Source organism: Enterobacter cloacae, assembly GCF_013375935.1.
GTDB classification, from domain to species: domain Bacteria; phylum Pseudomonadota; class Gammaproteobacteria; order Enterobacterales; family Enterobacteriaceae; genus Enterobacter; species Enterobacter pasteurii.
The window spans coordinates 1,542,502-1,562,628 of record NZ_CP056117.1 but is presented as its reverse complement, the minus strand read 5'-3'; the positions used below and the strand labels follow the sequence as shown (position 1 = coordinate 1,562,628).

The following is a 20,127-nucleotide window of genomic DNA, read 5'->3' as shown; positions in this document are numbered from 1 at the left end:
TTATTGCACGGCAAACTGCTGGCGGATTTTACGCATCAGCAGGAACAGCCACGGCCAGAGCACACCGTTTACTACACTACTCCAGAACACTTCCGGTCGGAAAGAGACGTTGATCACTAAAAACTCTGCCCAGAAAACAACGATATCCGCAGCGAGCGACAACAACATCACCACCAGCGCCTGTTGCCAGAGCGCAAGGTTACGAAAGAGCTGGAATTTGAGTGCAACAAGATACGCGATAATGCTCATGGATAAGGCGCGCACGCCAAGCGTAGAGCCGCTGATCAGATCCAGTATGGCACCCATCACAAAACCTGTGCCGACATTTACGCGATGCGGCAGGGCAAGGATCCAGTAGAGCAAAATGAGCAATACCCAGTTTGGCCGGAAAACGAGGATGTCGTCCGGCCAGGGCATGATTTGCAGCAGCAGTGCAACGAGAAATGAGAGCCAGATTACCCAGCGCCCCTGGCTACGATAACTTGCCACTACTGCCCTCCACCCGAGACTTGCGGCGGTGGCGGCGCATCCGGCAGCGGCTGCGTTAAGCCTGTCGCCGGAGCCGGTACGGGCGCAGGTGGCCCCATCGCGTCAGGCGCAGGCAGCACCTGCGGCATCATCTGCATCAGGCGCTCGTTCGCCACGCGATGCACGTCTTCCGGCGTCATCGGGTTAGCGCCGTTTCGATCGGCACCCCACAGCAGCAGCAGGTAGCGCAGTCGCTGCAGTCCGGCCGTTGGACGCGCCTGAATAACGGTGTAGGCACGCTGAGTATCGAGCTTCACGGAAGAGACAACCGCAACCGGGTAACCTTCAGGGAAACGGCCGCCCAGCCCGGATGTCACCAGCACGTCGCCCACGCGGATGTCCGTGTTGGCGGGCAGATGTTCCAGCTGCAGATCGTCCGTACAGCCGTTACCGGCGGCAATCACGCGGATGTCGTTACGCAGCACCTGAATCGGCAGCGCATGGGTGGCATCACAAATCAGCAGCACGCGGCTGGTCAGTTTGGCTACCGCCACGACCTGGCCCACAACGCCTTTATCGCTGATAACGGGCTGACCTTCGTATACGCCGTTCACGCTGCCTTTATCAATCACCACCTGATCGCTGTACGGATCGTTAACGGTGGAGATCACCTGGGTGACCATTTTCTGTTCATCCTGGCGCAGCGGCGAGCCAAGCAGTTCACGCAGACGCGCGTTTTCCTGCTTATATTGCCCCAGCATCAGCAATTCGCTGTTTTTCAGCAGCAGTTCCTGGCGTAACGCACGGTTTTCGAGTTCGAGCTGGTCACGCGATGAGAGCGTTTGCGACACGGAGTCGAGCAGTTCACGGGGACCATTTGATATAAAGTAGAAAGGACTGACGGCGGTATCCATGTACGTTCGGATCTGGCTGAACGTACCGAGGCGGCTATCGGCAATAATGACCCCGAGCGCCACCAGAACCGCCAGGATCAGGCGAAACTGTAGCGACGGGCCACGGCTAAAAATTGGCTTCATAGGCTATGCGTATTCTCGCGTCAGAGAGAAAGGGTAGCAAATTGCTACCCTCTCACACCCGACTACTCTTCGCTAAACAAGTCGCCGCCGTGCATGTCGATCATTTCCAGCGCCTTGCCACCACCACGGGCGACGCAAGTCAGTGGATCTTCTGCAACTACGACAGGAATACCTGTCTCTTCCATTAACAGGCGGTCGAGGTTACGCAGCAGCGCACCACCACCAGTCAGAACCATACCGCGCTCGGAGATATCGGAGGCCAGTTCTGGCGGGCACTGTTCCAGCGCAACCATCACCGCACTCACGATGCCGGTCAGCGGCTCCTGCAGCGCTTCCAGGATTTCGTTGGAATTCAGGGTAAAGCCGCGTGGAACGCCTTCTGCCAGGTTACGGCCGCGAACTTCGATCTCGCGCACTTCGTCACCCGGGTAAGCAGAACCGATTTCATGCTTGATACGCTCTGCGGTTGCTTCACCGATCAGAGAGCCGTAGTTACGGCGAACGTAATTGATGATGGCTTCGTCGAAACGGTCACCGCCGATACGCACGGAAGAGGAGTACACCACGCCGTTCAGGGAGATAACGGCCACTTCAGTGGTACCGCCACCGATATCCACCACCATAGAACCGGTTGCTTCAGAAACCGGCAGGCCCGCGCCAATTGCCGCCGCCATCGGTTCTTCAATCAGGAACACTTCACGTGCACCAGCGCCCTGCGCGGATTCACGGATTGCGCGGCGTTCTACCTGCGTTGCGCCAACGGGCACACACACCAGCACTCGCGGGCTTGGGCGCATGAAGCTATTGCTGTGAACCTGCTTGATGAAGTGCTGAAGCATTTTTTCAGTCACGAAGAAGTCAGCAATAACACCGTCTTTCATTGGGCGGATCGCGGCGATGTTGCCCGGAGTACGGCCCAGCATCTGCTTCGCATCATGACCGACTGCGGCCACGCTTTTTGGCGAGCCGGCACGATCCTGACGAATGGCCACAACGGAAGGCTCATTCAATACGATGCCTTGTCCTTTAACATAAATAAGGGTATTCGCGGTACCCAGGTCAATGGACAGGTCATTGGAAAACATGCCACGAAATTTTTTCAACATACTAAGGGATAATCCTGAAAGCTGGGGCGGAAAACAAAATCCGCTTACTTTACCAACCACACGCAGCAGCGACAAGGCGCAAAAATCGTCTGCTACGGTGAAAATTAGTGCAGCACGTTTCCTTTGTTACAAATTCATCCCCTGAATCCCTCAGGGCTGAGTAAACAGCAGCGTCCCTCACTTTCACTTGTAACCCACTAAAGGTCGTTCACTGGCTTTTATGCTCGTCGTACTCAAAGCTACAGGCGCGATATTCTACGTGAAAACAAAGTAAACGGCAGGTCAAACAGAGTATCTTTGCAAATATTTTTTCACGTTGGTGTCAAGCGGCTGAGAGGCGGCAAAAAAATCCCCCTGACCGCCCGCTACGCCGCGCTCTTTCAACATCTGCCATTCACTGCGTGAACGTACGCCTGTGGCAAATACCTGCGTTTGCGTTCCTTTGCACGCTTCCACCAGGCTCTGTACCAGCAGCTGGTTTTCCGTGCGTTTTTCAATCGTTCTGACCAGACCAGGATGCAGCTTCAATAATTCAACATCCAGCTCCTTGATCCAGCTGGTGCTCACCAGCGTCAGACCCGCCTGCGTGACCGCGACGCGAGCCCCCAGCGCATTGATTAATCGCACCACCGGGCGCAACCGGCTGATGTGTTGACCAACATCTGCCTCTGCAAGTTCAAAAATAATGCGTTTACGCTGCGATTTTTCGCACTGCATTAACGTATCGCGCAGCCAGCGCTGGAAGCGCGGGCGAATCAGCGACTCGACGGTCACCTGTAAAGCCAGATTTTCTTCAGGCCAGTACGATAAAAACGGGATGAGGCGGGAGATTTGCTGACGGTCGTACTCTTCAGATAAGCCAAATTGCAGCACCATGGGCAGATACTCAGCGGAAATAACCTCCTCCGCCCCATCAAAAATACGGCACATCAGCTCTCGGTGATGAACGTGACCATTTCTCATGACCGCCGGTTTCTGGTAAATGCGCGGTCCACCGCGGCTCAGCATTTGCTCGATCAGCGTTCGCCAGCGCACGTTACCGCGCCCTTTTTCCGGCAGCGTATCGTCATAGACCGCCCAGCCGTTCGCCCCCTGCAACACGGCGTTACGCGTGGCCGCTTCCGCATGCTCCATGACCTGCTCCGTCGACTGGCCGCCGCGCCATGCGCAGATGCCCATATGCACCATGTCGTCTCGGTCGAGCATTTTGCTCTGCGGCAGCGCATCGACGGCCTTCAGAAGCTGGCTGGCGATACTTTCAGACTCTTTTAACGTGCGGTGAGGCAGTAAGACGGCGAAATCGCTGCGGTGATAGCGTGCCAGTAACGCCCCGGGGTAGCGCATGATAAAGGTCGACAGCAGGTTAATCAGCGTGAAGAGATTCTCCTCCGCCACGCGCTGTCCCCACGTATCGCGCAGGAGGTCGAAATCGGGCAGGCGAATCATCATCACCACGCCGTGCGTGCCCACCTTTTCAGGGTCATCAAGAAGCGTAGCCAGCTGATTATCAAAGAAGAGACGGTTGTTGAGGCCCGTTTTGTTATCCTGCGCGGCGTAGGAGCGGATCAGCGTGTCCATACGGCTACGCTGATCGCTGGCAAACTGGATTTCTGAGAGCAGCACGTCCAGCGCGCTGCTGGTACGTGACGGCCATTCATATACCGACCCCCGCACCTGCGGGCCGCGTTCACCATTGAGTATCCGTACGGAGCGTGTCTCCAGCAGTTCCTGACCGGAAAGCTGGCGACGCTGCCAGCGAACGGCGAGGAAAATCAGCAGTACGATAAAGGCAACGGCGATGGTTAGCGGTGCGGTGGTCATGAGCGAGCGCAGATAGTTGCTCATCGGATCCTGATAGGTCATATGAATCGACATTCCAGGATGCTTAAGGGAGTGCACCGTTACGTCCCGATACTGATCTACCGTGCCGGCTGGCCGATAGCTGCCCTGCCGGGTATGACTAAATACGGTCTGCTTCCCCTGCTTAATGTCGATTTTGACGATATCTACCGGCACCATTAACTCATCCAGCTCGCGCGAAAGCGCCGGGAAGGACGTCGTAATGAGGCGGGTATCAATAACCGATGCCACCGATTCAACCCGATTTATCAGCTTGTCCTGAATGGCGTTATAAAAACTCAGAGAGCAGCCAATTAGCGTGACAAATATGGTCAGCCCTGTCAGCAAGGTGATAAAAGCTGAGAACTTCGTCGTTAATCGCATCCTTGAGATTACTCCGTGGGTTGAAAGGGGTAGCAAGTGAGCGCTAACTTGCATTTCAAATGCGGCATACTACCAAACCTGATGTATCTGGCAATTTATTGCGTTAAATCGGCACTGAGTTTCATTGAGCGAGTATAGTCTTCGGAACATATTTTCCCATTACTAAACCTGGTGAGGACCCCCTATGCAGGCTTTGATCTTAGAACAGCAGGACGGCAAAACCGTTGCCTCGGTACAAGCTATCGAGGAGAGCCGCCTGCCGGAAGGCGACGTGACCGTTGATATCGACTGGTCCAGCCTGAACTATAAGGACGCGCTGGCCATCACGGGAAAAGGTAAAATCATCCGAAATTTCCCGATGGTGCCGGGCATCGATTTTGCGGGCCGCGTGCACGCGAGTGAAGATCCACGTTTTCATGCCGGGCAGGAGGTATTGCTCACCGGCTGGGGCGTGGGCGAAAACCACTGGGGCGGGCTGGCGGCACGGGCTCGCGTGAAGGGCGACTGGCTGGTACCCATGCCGAAAGGTATGGACGGCCGCAAAGCGATGATCGTCGGCACGGCTGGCTTTACCGCCATGCTCTGCGTGATGGCGCTGGAAGAGGCGGGTATCCGCCCTGAATCCGGCGAAATTGTTGTGACCGGCGCCAGCGGCGGCGTGGGCAGCACGGCCGTCACGCTTCTTCACAAGCTGGGATATCAGGTCGCCGTCGTCTCTGGCCGCGAAAGCACCCACGACTATCTGCGCCAGCTGGGCGCAAGCCGCATCCTCGGCCGCGACGAGTTTGCCGAAACGCGCCCGCTGGAAAAGCAGGTTTGGGCGGGAGCGGTTGATACCGTCGGTGACAAAGTCCTGGCGAAGGTGCTGGCACAGATGAACTATGGCGGCTGCGTGGCAGCCTGTGGGCTGGCGGGCGGCTTTGCTCTGCCGACAACGGTAATGCCATTTATCCTGCGTAACGTGCGTCTTCAGGGCGTCGATTCGGTTATGACTCCAGCCGAGCGGCGCGCGGAAGCCTGGGAGCGTCTGGCGCAGGATCTGCCGGCCTCGTTCTACGATCGGAGCGCCACCGAGATTACCCTGAGCCAGGCGCCGGAGTTCGCGAATAAAATCATGGACAACCAGTTCCACGGCCGCGCGCTGGTCAAAATTGCCTAATCTTCAAATTTTCGTGACATATTCGCGCTAAACCACCTCCTCCGTCATGCTTAGAAAAACGCCCGACGGAGGATGCCATGAAAACCCGAAAACTGACGGAAGCCGACGTAACGTCTGAATCTGTCTTTATGCTACAGCGCCGCCAGATCCTGAAGATGCTTGGCATCAGCGCTACCGCCCTGACGCTTACGCCTGCGGCCCACGCCGACCTGCTCGACTGGTTTAAGGGCAACGATCGTCCGAAAGCGCCCTCCGGCGCACCGCTCGACTTCACCAAACCCGCCCGGTGGCAAAATAAGCTGACGCTGACGCCGGAAGATAAGGTCACCGGCTATAACAACTTTTATGAATTTGGTCTCGATAAGGCCGATCCGGCCGCCAACGCGGGCAGCATGAAAACCGATCCGTGGACCCTCAAAATTGACGGCGAGGTGGCAAAGCCGCTGACCCTCGATCATCACGACCTCACCACACGCTTTCCCCTCGAAGAACGCATTTACCGTATGCGCTGCGTGGAGGCCTGGTCAATGGTGGTGCCCTGGGTCGGCTTCCCTTTGCATAAACTGCTGGCGCTGGTTGAGCCCACCAGCAATGCGAAATATGTCTCCTTCCAGACGCGCTACGCCCCGGACGAGATGCCGGGCCAGAAGGATCGGTTTATCGGCGGCGGGCTGGAGTATCCCTATGTGGAAGGGTTACGTCTCGACGAAGCCATGCATCCGCTAACGCTGTTAACCGTAGGGGTTTACGGTAAAGCGCTGCCGCCGCAAAACGGGGCCCCCATTCGCTTAACCGTACCGTGGAAATACGGTTTCAAAGGCATTAAGTCGATCGTCAGCATCAAGCTCACCCGCGAACGCCCGCCAACCACGTGGAACCTGGCGGCGCCCAACGAGTACGGTTTTTTTGCCAACGTTAACCCGCGCGTTGACCATCCGCGCTGGTCGCAGGCGACGGAGCGTTTTATCGGTTCCGGCGGCGCGCTGGACGTTAAGCGCCAGCCAACCCTGCTGTTTAACGGCTATGCGGATGACGTCGCGTCGCTTTACCGTGGGCTGAATTTACGGGAGAACTTCTAGGTGCGTTTGACTGCAAAACAGATAACCTGGCTGAAAGTGCTCCTGCACCTGGCGGGGTTGCTGCCCTTTCTCTGGCTCTTTTGGGCAGCCAGTCAGGGGCAGTTCAGTGCAGATCCGGCAAAAGATATCCAGCATTTTACGGGTCGGATGGCTCTGAAATTTTTGCTGGCATCCTTGCTCGTCTCGCCGCTGGCGCGTTACGCTAAACAGCCATTATTGATACGCACTCGCCGGTTACTGGGGCTATGGTGTTTTGCCTGGGCGACGCTGCACCTTACCAGCTATGCGCTGCTGGAACTGGGCATTAATAATCTGGCACTGTTAGGCAGCGAGCTGATTACGCGTCCGTATCTGACGCTCGGCGTTGTCAGCTGGCTGGTTTTACTGGCGCTGGCGCTGACCTCAACGCAATATGCGCAGCGAAAGCTGGGCAGGCGCTGGCAGCTATTGCATAATTTCGTCTATCTTGTCGCGATCCTCGCCCCCATTCATTACCTGTGGTCGGTGAAGATTTTATCCCCTCAACCGGTCATCTACGCCCTGCTGGCACTGGCCCTTTTAGCGTGGCGTTACAAGAAGTTCCGCCAGTGGCTGCGATAGTTCGCGAAATTGTGCGTTTTCCCGCAGATTATTTATCAACCGCGAATCTTTTTCGGATAGCGGTTGATAATCTTCCCTGATAAGACCAGTATTTAGCTGCCAAATGCTACGAAATCGTTATAATGTGCGACTTTGGTTTTCCTGAATGAATTTTAGGAAAGTCATCAGGTGACTTTCGCGTTTCGAAGGTATATTTTGGTTTTTACCCGAGAATCGCAGGAGATAGCGACACAATGGCGGAGAAATTCCGAATCTTAGTTTTGAACGGACCGAACCTGAACATGCTCGGCACCCGTGAGCCAGAGAAGTATGGCACGCTAACATTAGGCGAAATTGTTAACCGTCTGGGTACGGAAGCAGGATCGCTGAATGTGGATTTGGACCATTTTCAGTCAAATGCGGAGTACGCAATCATCGACCGTATTCATCAGGCTAAAGACTCTGTGGACTATATCCTGATCAATCCGGCCGCGTTTACGCACACCAGTGTAGCTATTCGCGACGCACTGCTCGCGGTGAGTATCCCGTTTATCGAGATCCACCTGAGCAACGTGCACGCCCGAGAGCCGTTCCGCCACCATTCTTACCTGTCGGATATCGCCGCTGGCGTTATCTGTGGGCTGGGTGCAGACGGCTATTCATACGCTTTACAGACAGCGGTAAAACGCTTGTCACAATCACACTAAACAAGAGTACGGAACCCACTCATGGATATTCGTAAGATTAAAAAACTGATCGAGCTGGTTGAAGAATCAGGCATCTCCGAACTGGAAATTTCTGAAGGCGAAGAGTCTGTACGCATCAGTCGTGCAGCCCCAGCCGCTAGCTTCCCGGTAATGCAGCAAGCCTATGCTGCGCCAGTGCAACAGCCTGCGCTCTCCGCAGCCGTCGCACCAGCAGCAGAAGCGGCACCTGCGGCTGCAGCAGAAATCAGTGGTCACATCGTACGTTCCCCAATGGTTGGTACTTTCTACCGCACCCCGAGCCCGGACGCGAAAGCGTTCATCGAAGTGGGTCAGAAAGTCAACGTAGGCGATACCCTGTGCATCGTTGAAGCCATGAAAATGATGAACCAGATCGAAGCAGACAAATCAGGTACTGTGAAAGCGATCCTGGTCGAAAGTGGTCAGCCGGTAGAATTTGACGAGCCGCTGGTCGTCATCGAGTAACGAGGCGAACATGCTGGATAAAATTGTTATCGCCAACCGTGGCGAGATTGCACTGCGTATTCTTCGTGCCTGTAAAGAACTGGGCATCAAGACCGTGGCCGTGCACTCAAGCGCGGATCGCGATTTAAAACACGTATTGCTGGCGGATGAGACGGTCTGTATTGGCCCGGCTCCGTCCGTAAAAAGCTATCTGAACATCCCGGCGATCATCAGCGCCGCCGAAATTACTGGCGCGGTCGCGATTCATCCGGGTTATGGTTTCCTCTCAGAGAACGCCAACTTTGCCGAGCAGGTTGAACGTTCTGGCTTTATCTTCATCGGCCCGAAAGCCGACACTATTCGCCTGATGGGTGACAAAGTGTCTGCAATCACCGCAATGAAAAAAGCCGGTGTTCCAACCGTACCAGGTTCTGACGGCCCTCTGACCGACGATATGGATGCTAACCGTGCCCATGCTAAACGCATTGGCTATCCGGTGATCATCAAAGCGTCCGGCGGCGGCGGCGGTCGCGGTATGCGCGTTGTGCGCAGCGATGCTGAACTGGCGCAGTCCATCTCCATGACCAAAGCGGAAGCGAAAGCGGCTTTCAGCAATGACATGGTGTACATGGAAAAATACCTGGAAAACCCACGCCACATCGAAATTCAGGTGCTGGCTGACGGTCAGGGTAACGCGATCTATCTGGCAGAACGTGACTGCTCCATGCAGCGCCGTCACCAGAAAGTCGTCGAAGAAGCGCCAGCGCCGGGCATTACCCCGGAACTGCGTCGCTACATCGGCGAGCGTTGCGCCAAAGCGTGTGTTGATATCGGCTATCGCGGGGCGGGTACCTTTGAGTTCCTGTTCGAAAACGGTGAGTTCTACTTCATTGAGATGAACACCCGTATTCAGGTTGAACACCCGGTTACCGAAATGATCACCGGCGTTGACCTGATCAAAGAACAGCTGCGTATCGCAGCCGGCCAGCCTCTGTCCATCAAACAGGAAGAAGTTGTGGTGAAAGGCCATGCGGTTGAATGCCGTATCAACGCCGAAGACCCGAATACCTTCCTGCCAAGCCCGGGTAAAATCACGCGTTTCCACGCGCCGGGTGGCTTTGGCGTGCGCTGGGAGTCCCATATCTACGCCGGTTACACCGTACCGCCGTACTATGACTCAATGATCGGTAAGCTTATCTGCTACGGCGAAAACCGTGACGTGGCAATTGCCCGCATGAAAAACGCCCTGCAGGAGCTGATCATCGACGGTATTAAAACCAACGTCGATCTTCAGATGCGCATTATGAGCGACGAGCACTTCCAGAATGGTGGGACTAACATCCACTACCTGGAGAAAAAACTGGGTCTGAACGAGAAGTAAGAGACCTGTGTTGCTAAAAGGCCGGATAATCCGGCCTTTTTTATTTCTGGGGATCGCCAGGCCCCATCATGTACAATCCCCGCTTTCTTCATCCACAAGGGACAAAAAATGGACAAACGTTTTGTTCAGGCCCATAAAGAAGCGCGCTGGGCGCTGTGGCTGACCCTTCTCTATCTTGCTGCATGGTTAGTAACTGCTTACTTACCTGATTCCGCTATCGGCATAACCGGCCTCCCGCACTGGTTCGAAATGGCCTGCCTGCTGCTGCCGCTGGTGTTTATCGTGCTGTGCTGGGCGATGGTGAAATTCATCTATCGCGATATTTCACTGGAGGACGATGATGCAGCTTGAAGTCATTCTGCCCCTTATCGCTTACCTGTTCCTGGTGTTTGGCCTGTCGGTTTATGCGATGCGTAAACGCTCGACCGGCACCTTCCTGAACGAGTATTTTCTCGGCAGCCGCTCGATGGGTGGCGTGGTGCTGGCCATGACGCTGACCGCCACCTACATCAGCGCCAGCTCGTTTATCGGTGGCCCCGGAGCCGCCTATAAGTACGGTCTGGGCTGGGTACTGCTGGCAATGATCCAGCTTCCCGCCATCTGGCTCTCTCTTGGCATACTGGGTAAAAAGTTTGCCATTCTGGCGCGCCGCTATAATGCCGTGACGCTGAACGATATGCTGTTTGCCCGCTATCAGAGCCGCTTGCTGGTATGGCTGGCAAGCCTGAGCCTGCTGGTGGCTTTTATTGGGGCAATGACGGTGCAGTTTATCGGCGGCGCGCGTCTGCTGGAGACGGCGGCCGGGATCCCCTACGAGACGGGTCTGATTATCTTCGGCGTCAGCATCGCGTTGTATACCGCGTTTGGCGGGTTCCGCGCCAGCGTGCTGAACGACACCATGCAGGGAATGGTCATGCTCATTGGCACCATCGTTCTGCTGGTGGGCATCGTTCATGCCGCAGGTGGCCTGAGCCATGCGGTTGAAACCCTGGAAGCGATCGACCCGAAACTGATCTCGCCGCAGGGGGCGGATGATATTCTCTCCCCAACCTTTATGACCTCGTTCTGGGTGCTGGTGTGCTTTGGGGTTATTGGCCTGCCGCACACCGCCGTGCGCTGCATCTCTTATAAAGACAGCAAAGCCGTGCACCGGGGGATTATTATCGGAACGATTGTGGTGGCGATCCTGATGTTTGGCATGCACCTGGCGGGCGCGCTGGGGCGGGCGGTGATCCCTGACCTTACCGTGCCGGATCTGGTCATTCCGACGCTGATGGTGAAAGTGCTTCCGCCGTTTGCCGCCGGGATTTTCCTGGCCGCGCCAATGGCGGCTATTATGTCGACAATCAACGCTCAGCTGCTGCAAAGTTCCGCTACGATCATTAAAGATCTCTATCTTAACCTGCGCCCTGAGCAGGTCGAGAATGAGCGACGTCTGAAGCGGATGTCGGCCGTCATTACGCTGGCGCTCGGGGCGCTGCTGCTGCTCGCCGCGTGGCGTCCACCGGAGATGATCATCTGGCTGAACCTGCTCGCCTTTGGCGGGCTGGAAGCCGTATTCCTGTGGCCGCTGGTGCTGGGCCTGTACTGGGAGCGAGCGAATGCCGCGGGCGCGTTGAGCGGCATGATCGTCGGGGGCGTTCTGTATGCCGTTCTCGCCACGCTTAACGTGCAGTACCTGGGCTTCCATCCCATTGTGCCTTCGTTACTGTTAAGTTTACTGGCGTTTGTGGTGGGAAACCGTTTCGGTCGCCCGCTTCCGCAAACTGTCCTGATTTCTACTGATAAATAAAGAGTTTTGCCATGCCGTGGATCCAATTAAAACTGAACACAACCGGCGCCAACGCCGAAGAACTGAGTGATGCGCTGATGGAGGCCGGTTCGGTCTCTATCACCTTCCAGGACACGCATGACACGCCGGTCTTTGAGCCGCTGCCGGGCGAAACACGCCTGTGGGGCGATACCGACGTTATCGGCCTGTTTGATGCAGAAACCGACATGAAAGAGGTGGTGGCAATACTGGAAAACCATCCGCTGCTGGGCGCAGGCTTCGCGCATAAAATCGAACAGCTCGAAGACAAAGACTGGGAGCGCGAGTGGATGGATAACTTCCATCCGATGCAGTTTGGCAAGCGCCTGTGGATCTGCCCAAGCTGGCGCGACGTTCCCGATGAAAACGCGGTCAACGTGATGCTGGATCCGGGTCTGGCGTTCGGAACCGGTACTCACCCGACCACGTCCCTGTGCCTGCAATGGCTGGATGGTCTGGATCTGGAAGGCAAAACCGTGATCGACTTCGGTTGCGGATCCGGGATCCTCGCTATCGCGGCGCTGAAGCTGGGAGCCGCAAAAGCCATCGGGATCGACATCGATCCGCAGGCCATTCAGGCCAGCCGCGATAACGCCGAGCGTAACGGCGTTTCCGATCGCCTTGAGCTGTACCTGCCCGACGCGCAGCCAGAGGCCATGAAAGCCGATGTGGTGGTCGCCAATATCCTGGCTGGCCCGCTACGCGAACTGGCGCCGTTAATCAGCGTACTGCCGGTTGAGGGCGGCCTGCTGGGGCTTTCCGGTATCCTTGCCAGCCAGGCAGAAAGCGTCTGCGAAGCCTACGCGGATCGCTTTACCCTCGACCCGGTGGTCGAGAAAGAAGAGTGGTGCCGCATTACCGGTCGTAAAAAATAAGCGTCTGGCGTGGTCCTCTGACCACGCCTTTCCCCTACGATTTTTCTCCCGCCCTCGTCTCTTCCCCGATAAAATACCCCTACAAATCATGGCGGAATCCATCGATTTGAATAATAAAATTCACAGGAAGAATACGATGAAACACATTGCAGGCAAGGCAGCGCTGCTGGCGCTGAGCATGATCCCGGCTTCGGCTTACGCATCACACTGGAGCTATCAGGGGGAAGCCGCACCGGAGCACTGGGGCGAGCTGGACGAGGCGTACAGAACGTGTAAAAGCGGAATGTACCAGTCGCCCATAAACATCGATACCACCACAAAAGGCCACATTGCTCCGCTGGAAACGCGCTACATCGACGGCCCAATCACCCTGACGAACAACGGCCATACTATCCAGGCAAGTGAAAAGGCGGACACGCGGGATAGCATCACGCTTGATAAGCAGACCTGGACGTTACAGCAGTTTCATTTCCACGCGCCATCCGAAAACACGGTGCACGGAAAAAAATACGCAATGGAAATGCATCTGGTGCACAAAAATGCCAACGGCGAACTGGCGGTCGTTGCCGTTATGTTCGATCGGGGCGCAGCAAACCCCGAGCTGGATAAGCTCTGGGGCGTGATGCCGGGACAGGTTGACCAGGACGTCACGATTAAGCCACACCTTGATATGAATAAATTACTCCCTGCGGATAAAACCTACTGGCGCTTCAGCGGCTCTCTGACCACGCCACCCTGCTCAGAAGGGGTTACGTGGCTGGTGCTCAAGCACCCGCTGACCGTTTCTGCCGAACAGCTGCAAAAATTCACCCATACCCTGCATCATGAAAACAGCCGACCGGTTCAGCCGCTTCATGGCCGGGTGGTTGTTGAATAGGTCGATTTATCGCCCTGATATCCTGTGCTGAAATGCGACGCAGATCGCAAAGAAGCACCATAATCTGCTGCATATAGCAGCAGATTATCCCGGACAAGAGGTTCATTTATTCAGAAATGATGAGAAGTTACGGGAAATTGTAAGCGCCTATAAAATATTCATTTATTCATAACACAATGATTTAAATAGCGAATAATCCTATCCGAAAAGTTTGACTGGCGATTCCTTGATCTACAACAGAGGATTGTTCAAAGTTTGGCCTTTCATCTCGTGCAAAAAATGCGTAATATACGCCGCCTTGCAGTCACAGTATGGTCATTTCTTAACTCATGCGCATCGGACACCACCAGCTCAGAAATCGCCTGATTGCAGCCCCAATGGCAGGTATTACCGACCGGCCGTTCAGGACGCTGTGTTACGAGATGGGAGCAGGTCTGACCGTTTCCGAGATGATGTCGTCTAACCCGCAGGTTTGGGAAAGCGATAAGTCCCGCCTTCGGATGGTGCACGTTGATGAGCCAGGTATCCGCACCGTGCAAATTGCCGGAAGCGTGCCTGAAGAGATGGCAGATGCCGCGCGTATTAACGTGGAAAGTGGCGCCCAGATTATTGATATCAATATGGGTTGCCCGGCCAAAAAGGTGAATCGCAAGCTTGCAGGTTCAGCCCTTCTGCAATACCCCGATCAGGTGAAGTCAATCCTGACGGCGGTTGTCAGCGCAGTGGACGTTCCTGTTACGTTGAAGATTCGCACGGGTTGGTCGCCGGAACACCGTAACTGTGTAGAGATTGCCCAACTGGCCGAAGACTGTGGCATTCAGGCCCTGACCATTCATGGACGCACTCGCGCCTGTTTGTTCAACGGAGAAGCTGAATACGACAGCATTCGGGCAGTTAAGCAGAAAGTTTCCATTCCGATTATCGCGAATGGCGACATTACTGACCCGCTTAAAGCCAGAGCTGTGCTCGACTATACGGGAGCTGATGCTCTGATGATAGGACGTGCCGCTCAGGGAAGACCCTGGATCTTTCGGGAAATCCAGCATTATCTGGACACTGGGGAGCTGCTTGCCCCGCTGCCTCTGGCAGAGGTAAAGCGCTTGCTTTGTTCGCATGTTCGGGAACTGCACGACCACTACGGTCAGGCAAAAGGGTACCGAATTGCGCGTAAACACGTATCCTGGTATCTCCAGGAGCACGCTCCAGATGACCAGTTTCGGCGCACATTCAACGCCATTGAGGATGCCAGCGAACAGCTGGAGGCGTTGGAGGCATACTTCGAAAATCTTGCGTAATGAAATAAAGAGCTGACAGAACTATGTTCGAACAACGCGTAAATTCTGACGTACTGACCGTTTCTACCGTTAACTCTCAGGATCAGGTAACTCAAAAGCCCCTGCGTGACTCGGTTAAACAGGCACTGAAGAACTATTTTGCTCAACTGAACGGTCAGGATGTTAATGACCTGTATGAGCTGGTACTGGCTGAAGTTGAACAGCCACTGTTGGACATGGTGATGCAATACACCCGTGGTAACCAAACCCGCGCTGCCCTGATGATGGGCATCAACCGTGGTACCCTGCGTAAGAAACTGAAAAAATACGGCATGAACTAATTTCGATTAGCTAAATGCTTGTTTAAAAAGGCGCTACTCGGCATGGGGAAGCGCCTTTTTTATCGCCCGGATCCGTAAGCGTCAACGCTTTGTAAACCTTCTCTTTCCCCACTTTTCAACGCCCGCTTTTCGTGTATATTTCCACCACCTGAAAGCTCTCTTTTCCCGGAATGACGCATGATTCGTAAATACTGGTGGCTGGTCGTTTTTGCTGTCTCTGTTTTCATTTTCGATGCGCTGCTCATGCAGTGGATTGAGCTGATGAGCACCGAAACCGATAAATGTCGCAATATGAATTCCGTGAATCCGCTCAAACTGGTGAACTGCTCAGAGCTGGAATAATTTCTCTACCGGGTTTGAAACCTGTTACACCCAATAAAAACAGGGGTTTAAATCACTTTTCGTCATTTCATGACGATGATAATGTCTGTGCCCTTTCCGACCGCTCATGCTTAACGTCCCTCAGCGAGTGAACAGACCATGCTGGTTAGCCAATACAACCAAATCCTTGTAGCCATCTCCTTTGTGGTCGCCATACTTGCTGCCTATACCGCCCTGAATATGGCGGCGCGCGTCGCCGGAAGCCGGGGAATGGCTGCACGCGTCTGGCTGGCGGGTGGCGGTGTTTCGATGGGTATTGGCGTGTGGGCAATGCACTTCATCGGCATGCTGGCGATGGACCTGTCCATGAGCATGAGCTACAGCGTCGCCCTGACCGTGTTCTCAATGGTTATCGCCATCTGCTCGTCAATGTTCGCCCTGTGGCTCGTCAGCTGCGAGCAGCTGCGTTTACGCCGGCTGCTTCCCGGCGCAGCCGTGATGGGAACGGGTATTGTCGCTATGCACTACACCGGCATGGCGGCACTGAACGTTACGCCGGATATTATCTGGAATAAAACATGGGTAGCCATATCCGTGGTTATTGCCCTGGCGGCGTCACTGGCCGCTCTGTGGCTGACGTTCCGTTTACGGCATGAAGCCGCGCGAATGGCATTGATGCGGCTGGGGGCGGCGATTGCCATGGGGATCGCCATCGCCGGTATGCATTACGCCGGCATGAAGGCCGCACAATTTCCGATGTCAACGGTGGTTCACCATCACGGCATTAACGGTAGCTGGCTGGCGGTACTGGTGAGCGTGGTCGCGCTCGCGATTCTGGGGATCACTTTACTGGTGTCGATGTTCGATGCCCGCCTTCAGGCTCGTACTTCGCTGCTGGCCTCTTCACTGGCAGAAGCTAACCGTGAACTCGCGCAGCTGGCGTTACATGACACGCTGACTCGCTTGCCCAATCGAGTCCTGCTGGAGGATCGGCTCGATCAGGCCATCAGCAAGGCCGATCGTGAGGGAAACCATTTCGCGCTGATGTTTATGGATCTGGATGGCTTTAAAACCGTTAACGATGCCTACGGTCATGACGTCGGCGACAAGCTTCTGGTCGCGGTGACGCAGCGTCTGCTGTTGCAGCTAAAGGGCCAGTACACGCTGGCGCGTATTGGCGGGGATGAATTCGTTCTGCTGGCCGAAGCCAGCAGCCCGGACGATGCGGCCTCACTGGCCAATTCGCTGGTGCGCGTCATCGACAGCCCGTTCCATCTCGATCCTTACGAACTGATGGTCACGCTGAGCATTGGCATCGCGCTTTATCCGCACGATGGCAAAACCGATCGTGAACTGATGTTTAACGCCGATGCTGCGATGTATCACACGAAGCATATGGGCCGCAACGGCTATCACTTTTTCCAGCCGTCGATGAATACGCTGGCGCAGACGCATCTTCAGCTGATGAATGACCTGTGGCAGGCCATCGCCCGTAACGAGTTGCGTCTGCTCTATCAGCCAAAATTCCACGCTCCTGCCGGGCCGGTTCTCGGATTTGAAGCCTTGTTACGCTGGCAGCACCCAAAACAGGGCTTACTGTCTCCCGACCTGTTTCTGCCGCTGGCGGAAAAAACCGGGCTGATTATTCCGATGGGTAACTGGGTTATCGACGAGGCCTGCCGCCAGCTGCGTGAATGGCATCTTCAGGGTCATACGGACTGGTCAATGGCGGTGAATCTTTCAACGCTGCAGTTCGAACAGCCGTCGCTGGTGAAAACGGTCCTCGACTGTCTGGCGCGCCATAAGGTTCCGCCCGACATGCTCATTCTGGAAGTGACCGAGACCACCGCGATGAGCAATCCGGACGAAAGCGTTCGCCTCCTGACGGCGCTGACGGATGCCGGCGTCAAAGCGTCGATAGATGATTTTGGAACGGGCTACTCAAGCCTTCTCTATCTTAAGCGTCTCCCCGCCTGTGAGCTGAAAATCGACCGCGCTTTCGTCAAAGAATTAAGTGGAGAGAGTGAAGATGCGACGATTGTCTCGGCGATTGTCGCCCTGGCAAAAACGCTTAACCTGAAGGTTGTGGCGGAAGGGGTTGAAACCGAGGCGCAGCAGCAATTTCTGACACAGCTGGGGTGTAATACGCTTCAGGGTTATCTGCTGGGTAAACCGATCACCGCGCAAGCCATTGAGGAACAGTGCCGGCACGGCGACATGTCGCCACCCCGGATGCCGTCATGAGGCTGTATCGTAACGCATCGGCGGCACCCGCGTAATATGCAGCGTCGCCAGAATATGATCCACCAGCGCCGGCGCCTGTTTGTACAGATTAAAACTGTTGCTGTTCATTAACCAGTTTTTGATTATCCCACTAAAAAAGCCGTGAAAAACAATCAGCGTGAGATCGATATTTATCTCTGAGGAGATCGCGTTCCCCGCAATGCATTGCTCCAGTCTCGTACGAAGAAAATCGTCGTTTATCCCAATGCGCCTGCGTATTTCATATTCTGAAATCATATCGTCATGAAATTCACACTTATGATACAGGATTTGTAAAAGAGCGCACTGTCGAGGCTCCCGCGCAATATACTGTAGCGTAACGATGAACTGTTCACGCAGCTTTAACAGCGGATCGTCCCCTTCCGACAGTAACAGCCTGTCGCGAATAACCTCGCGCAGCGGTAATTGTTGCTCCCAGATTGCGTTAAATATTTCTGATTTACTGGAAAAATGCCAGTAAACCGCCCCACGAGTCAGGCGCGCAGCATCGGCAATGTCCGTCAGCGTAGTGTTAGCCACGCCGCGCGCCGCAAACAGCCCGATAGCGGCTTCAATCAGCTGTTGACGGGTCTTTTGAGCCTCTTCTTTCTTTTTACGCGCCATACTCTGCTACTCATTACTCATGCGGTTAATACATTATCAAACCAAAATAAATGGACCGTATAAGTTAAAGTATTCACCATCGTCCGTATCGAGTTTGCACAAAAAAGGTCAGTCTCTTTAATTTATAATTCTGGCAAATGAATTGAACGCATTAAATTCACAAGGCATATAAATGTAGCCAGCAAAAATATTTTTGTTGGCTATCCTGGCAGAAATATAGCGTTGAATACACGCAAACAGATGCCGCGTGTACTTTTCGATGCCTTTCTCAGCACGTATAAATTAAAAAACATTAATTACCCTCATTATTATACGCCACTACATTTTATCTTTGCCTCACGCCCTTTTACCGATTCACGGCCAGTATCGGCTTAAGGGTGGTTTAAGGAACAGTAATGACGAATTATTTCAGCCGATTACCCTTATCCGGTTTAATTGTCTGCGCCGCGCTGCTCGCCGGGTGCGATGGACAAGAAAATCCACAGCAGCATCGCCAGGCTCCTCAGGTCAGTGTTCATATTGTTAAAAGCGCGCCACTGGCGGTAACCACCGAACTGCCGGGCAGAACGGACGCGTTTCGCGTTGCGGAGGTTCGTCCTCAGGTTAGTGGTATCATTCTGCACCGTAATTTTACCGAAGGCAGCGATGTCAAAGCGGGTGAATCCCTTTATCAAATCGATCCTGCTACCTATCAGGCAGCCTATGACAGCGCAAAAGGTGAGCTGGTAAAAGCGCAGGCGGCGGCAAACATTGCCCATCTGACGGTGAAACGCTACGTCCCGCTGGTCGGTACGCAGTACGTGAGCAAGCAGGAATACGATCGGGCGGTAGCAACCGCCCGGCAGGCGGATGCGAGCGTCGTTGCCGCAAAGGCTGGCGTCGAAAGCGCGCGGATCAACCTTGCCTATACGAAAGTCTCCTCGCCAATCAACGGGCGGATTGGCAAATCCAGCGTCACCGAAGGGGCGCTGGTCACTAACGGCCAGTCAACGGCGCTGGCAACGGTTCAGCAGCTCGATCCCATTTATGTCGATGTGACGCAATCCAGCAGCGATTTTATGCGTCTGAAGCAGACAAGCCTGCAAAAGGGGGATGCCAGCAGCGTCGAGTTGCTGATGGAAAACGGCCAGCCTTATCCGCTGAAAGGAACCCTACAGTTTTCGGATGTCACGGTAGATGAAAGCACCGGCTCCATTACCCTTCGCGCCATCTTCCCGAACCCGCAGCATATGCTGTTACCGGGTATGTTTGTCCGTGCGCGCATTGATGAAGGTACGCAGCCGAACGCCATTCTTGTTCCGCAGCAGGGCGTAACCCGTACACCGCGCGGAGATGCAACCGTCCTTGTGGTAAACGATAAAAACCAGGTGGAGTCTCGCACTGTTGTTGCACCGCAGGCCATTGGCGATCGCTGGCTGGTGACGGAGGGGCTGAAAAACGGCGACCGCGTCATTACCAGCGGCCTGCAAAAAGTTCGCCCGGGCGTCACCGTTGTGGCTATTCCTGATACCGCCGCCACACCGGCCAGTTAAGGGATAACGA

Annotated in this window: 20 protein-coding genes; 15 read left to right on the top strand and 5 right to left on the bottom strand. The window is 54.9% G+C overall.

The annotated features are described in order from the left end of the window. From mreD to csrD, 4 genes are all read right to left on the bottom strand, one after another. Window positions 1–489 (bottom strand): rod shape-determining protein MreD, encoded by a 489-nt coding sequence (mreD, locus tag HWQ14_RS07415; protein WP_003860402.1) that lies wholly within the window; start codon window positions 487–489, stop codon window positions 1–3. Then, entirely contained in the window at window positions 489–1,505 is a 1,017-nt protein-coding gene (gene mreC, locus HWQ14_RS07410; RefSeq protein WP_003860400.1) for a rod shape-determining protein MreC, read from the bottom strand. The genes mreD and mreC overlap by 1 nt, the downstream gene beginning before the upstream one ends. 62 nt (window positions 1,506–1,567) lie before the next feature. After that, a complete protein-coding gene (gene mreB / locus HWQ14_RS07405; RefSeq protein WP_000913396.1) occupies window positions 1,568–2,611 on the bottom strand; it encodes a rod shape-determining protein MreB in 1,044 nt (347 codons plus the stop codon). Window positions 2,612–2,893: 282 nt separating this feature from the next. Further along, complete coding sequence (csrD, locus tag HWQ14_RS07400) at window positions 2,894–4,834, bottom strand: RNase E specificity factor CsrD (protein ID WP_176609361.1); 1,941 nt, start codon at window positions 4,832–4,834, stop codon at window positions 2,894–2,896. A 184-nt stretch (window positions 4,835–5,018) separates the two neighbouring features. Here csrD and HWQ14_RS07395 point away from each other — a divergent pair, with 184 nt between their 5' ends. The 14 genes from HWQ14_RS07395 (at window position 5,019) to HWQ14_RS07330 (ending at window position 17,943) form a co-directional block, all read left to right on the top strand. Continuing rightward, window positions 5,019–5,993, top strand: coding sequence for an MDR family oxidoreductase (locus HWQ14_RS07395; RefSeq protein WP_176609360.1), 975 nt, complete (start codon window positions 5,019–5,021; stop codon window positions 5,991–5,993). 77 nt (window positions 5,994–6,070) lie between these two features. Then, window positions 6,071–7,072: a protein-methionine-sulfoxide reductase catalytic subunit MsrP gene (gene msrP, locus HWQ14_RS07390; protein WP_176609359.1), complete on the top strand. Its 1,002-nt coding sequence runs from the start codon at window positions 6,071–6,073 to the stop codon at window positions 7,070–7,072. Then, window positions 7,073–7,672, top strand: a complete 600-nt coding sequence (gene msrQ, locus HWQ14_RS07385) for a protein-methionine-sulfoxide reductase heme-binding subunit MsrQ (RefSeq protein ID WP_176609358.1) — start codon at window positions 7,073–7,075, stop codon at window positions 7,670–7,672. A 233-nt stretch (window positions 7,673–7,905) separates the two neighbouring features. After that, window positions 7,906–8,358 (top strand): type II 3-dehydroquinate dehydratase, encoded by a 453-nt coding sequence (gene aroQ / locus HWQ14_RS07380; protein WP_176609357.1) that lies wholly within the window; start codon window positions 7,906–7,908, stop codon window positions 8,356–8,358. A 21-nt stretch (window positions 8,359–8,379) separates the two neighbouring features. After that, a complete protein-coding gene (gene accB / locus HWQ14_RS07375) occupies window positions 8,380–8,841 on the top strand; it encodes an acetyl-CoA carboxylase biotin carboxyl carrier protein (RefSeq protein ID WP_010436174.1) in 462 nt (153 codons plus the stop codon). 10 nt (window positions 8,842–8,851) lie between these two features. Continuing rightward, the gene (gene accC / locus HWQ14_RS07370) at window positions 8,852–10,201 is read left to right on the top strand and encodes an acetyl-CoA carboxylase biotin carboxylase subunit (RefSeq protein WP_003860388.1); all 1,350 of its coding nucleotides are present in this window, start codon (window positions 8,852–8,854) and stop codon (window positions 10,199–10,201) included. Between the two features lie 108 nt (window positions 10,202–10,309). Further along, the gene (locus HWQ14_RS07365) at window positions 10,310–10,552 is read left to right on the top strand and encodes a YhdT family protein (RefSeq protein ID WP_022649569.1); all 243 of its coding nucleotides are present in this window, start codon (window positions 10,310–10,312) and stop codon (window positions 10,550–10,552) included. Next, complete coding sequence (gene panF, locus HWQ14_RS07360; protein ID WP_148422350.1) at window positions 10,542–11,993, top strand: sodium/pantothenate symporter; 1,452 nt, start codon at window positions 10,542–10,544, stop codon at window positions 11,991–11,993. The genes HWQ14_RS07365 and panF overlap by 11 nt, the downstream gene beginning before the upstream one ends. A gap of 11 nt (window positions 11,994–12,004) precedes the next feature. Beyond that, window positions 12,005–12,886, top strand: a complete 882-nt coding sequence (prmA, locus tag HWQ14_RS07355) for a 50S ribosomal protein L11 methyltransferase (RefSeq protein ID WP_148422318.1) — start codon at window positions 12,005–12,007, stop codon at window positions 12,884–12,886. Window positions 12,887–13,022: 136 nt separating this feature from the next. Then, window positions 13,023–13,763 carry a carbonic anhydrase gene (locus HWQ14_RS07350; protein WP_176609356.1) on the top strand — a complete coding sequence of 247 codons (741 nt, stop codon included), beginning with the start codon at window positions 13,023–13,025 and terminating at the stop codon, window positions 13,761–13,763. A gap of 329 nt (window positions 13,764–14,092) precedes the next feature. After that, entirely contained in the window at window positions 14,093–15,058 is a 966-nt protein-coding gene (gene dusB, locus HWQ14_RS07345; protein WP_148422314.1) for a tRNA dihydrouridine synthase DusB, read from the top strand. Window positions 15,059–15,081: 23 nt separating this feature from the next. Next, window positions 15,082–15,378, top strand: a complete 297-nt coding sequence (gene fis, locus HWQ14_RS07340; RefSeq protein WP_000462905.1) for a DNA-binding transcriptional regulator Fis — start codon at window positions 15,082–15,084, stop codon at window positions 15,376–15,378. Between the two features lie 177 nt (window positions 15,379–15,555). Then, the gene (locus HWQ14_RS07335; protein WP_176609355.1) at window positions 15,556–15,720 is read left to right on the top strand and encodes a DUF2556 family protein; all 165 of its coding nucleotides are present in this window, start codon (window positions 15,556–15,558) and stop codon (window positions 15,718–15,720) included. Window positions 15,721–15,858: 138 nt separating this feature from the next. Beyond that, entirely contained in the window at window positions 15,859–17,943 is a 2,085-nt protein-coding gene (locus tag HWQ14_RS07330) for a putative bifunctional diguanylate cyclase/phosphodiesterase (protein WP_176609354.1), read from the top strand. On the opposite strand, the gene envR is transcribed toward HWQ14_RS07330, so the two are convergent. Then, on the bottom strand, window positions 17,938–18,585 hold the full coding sequence (gene envR, locus HWQ14_RS07325) for an acrEF/envCD operon transcriptional regulator (protein WP_148422299.1): 648 nt from the start codon (window positions 18,583–18,585) through the stop codon (window positions 17,938–17,940). The two genes, HWQ14_RS07330 and envR, sit on opposite strands and share 6 nt — an antisense overlap. A gap of 395 nt (window positions 18,586–18,980) precedes the next feature. On the opposite strand from envR, the gene HWQ14_RS07320 reads away from it, so the two are divergent. Next, on the top strand, window positions 18,981–20,117 hold the full coding sequence (locus tag HWQ14_RS07320; protein WP_176609353.1) for an efflux RND transporter periplasmic adaptor subunit: 1,137 nt from the start codon (window positions 18,981–18,983) through the stop codon (window positions 20,115–20,117). The last annotated feature ends 10 nt before the right edge of the window (window positions 20,118–20,127 follow it).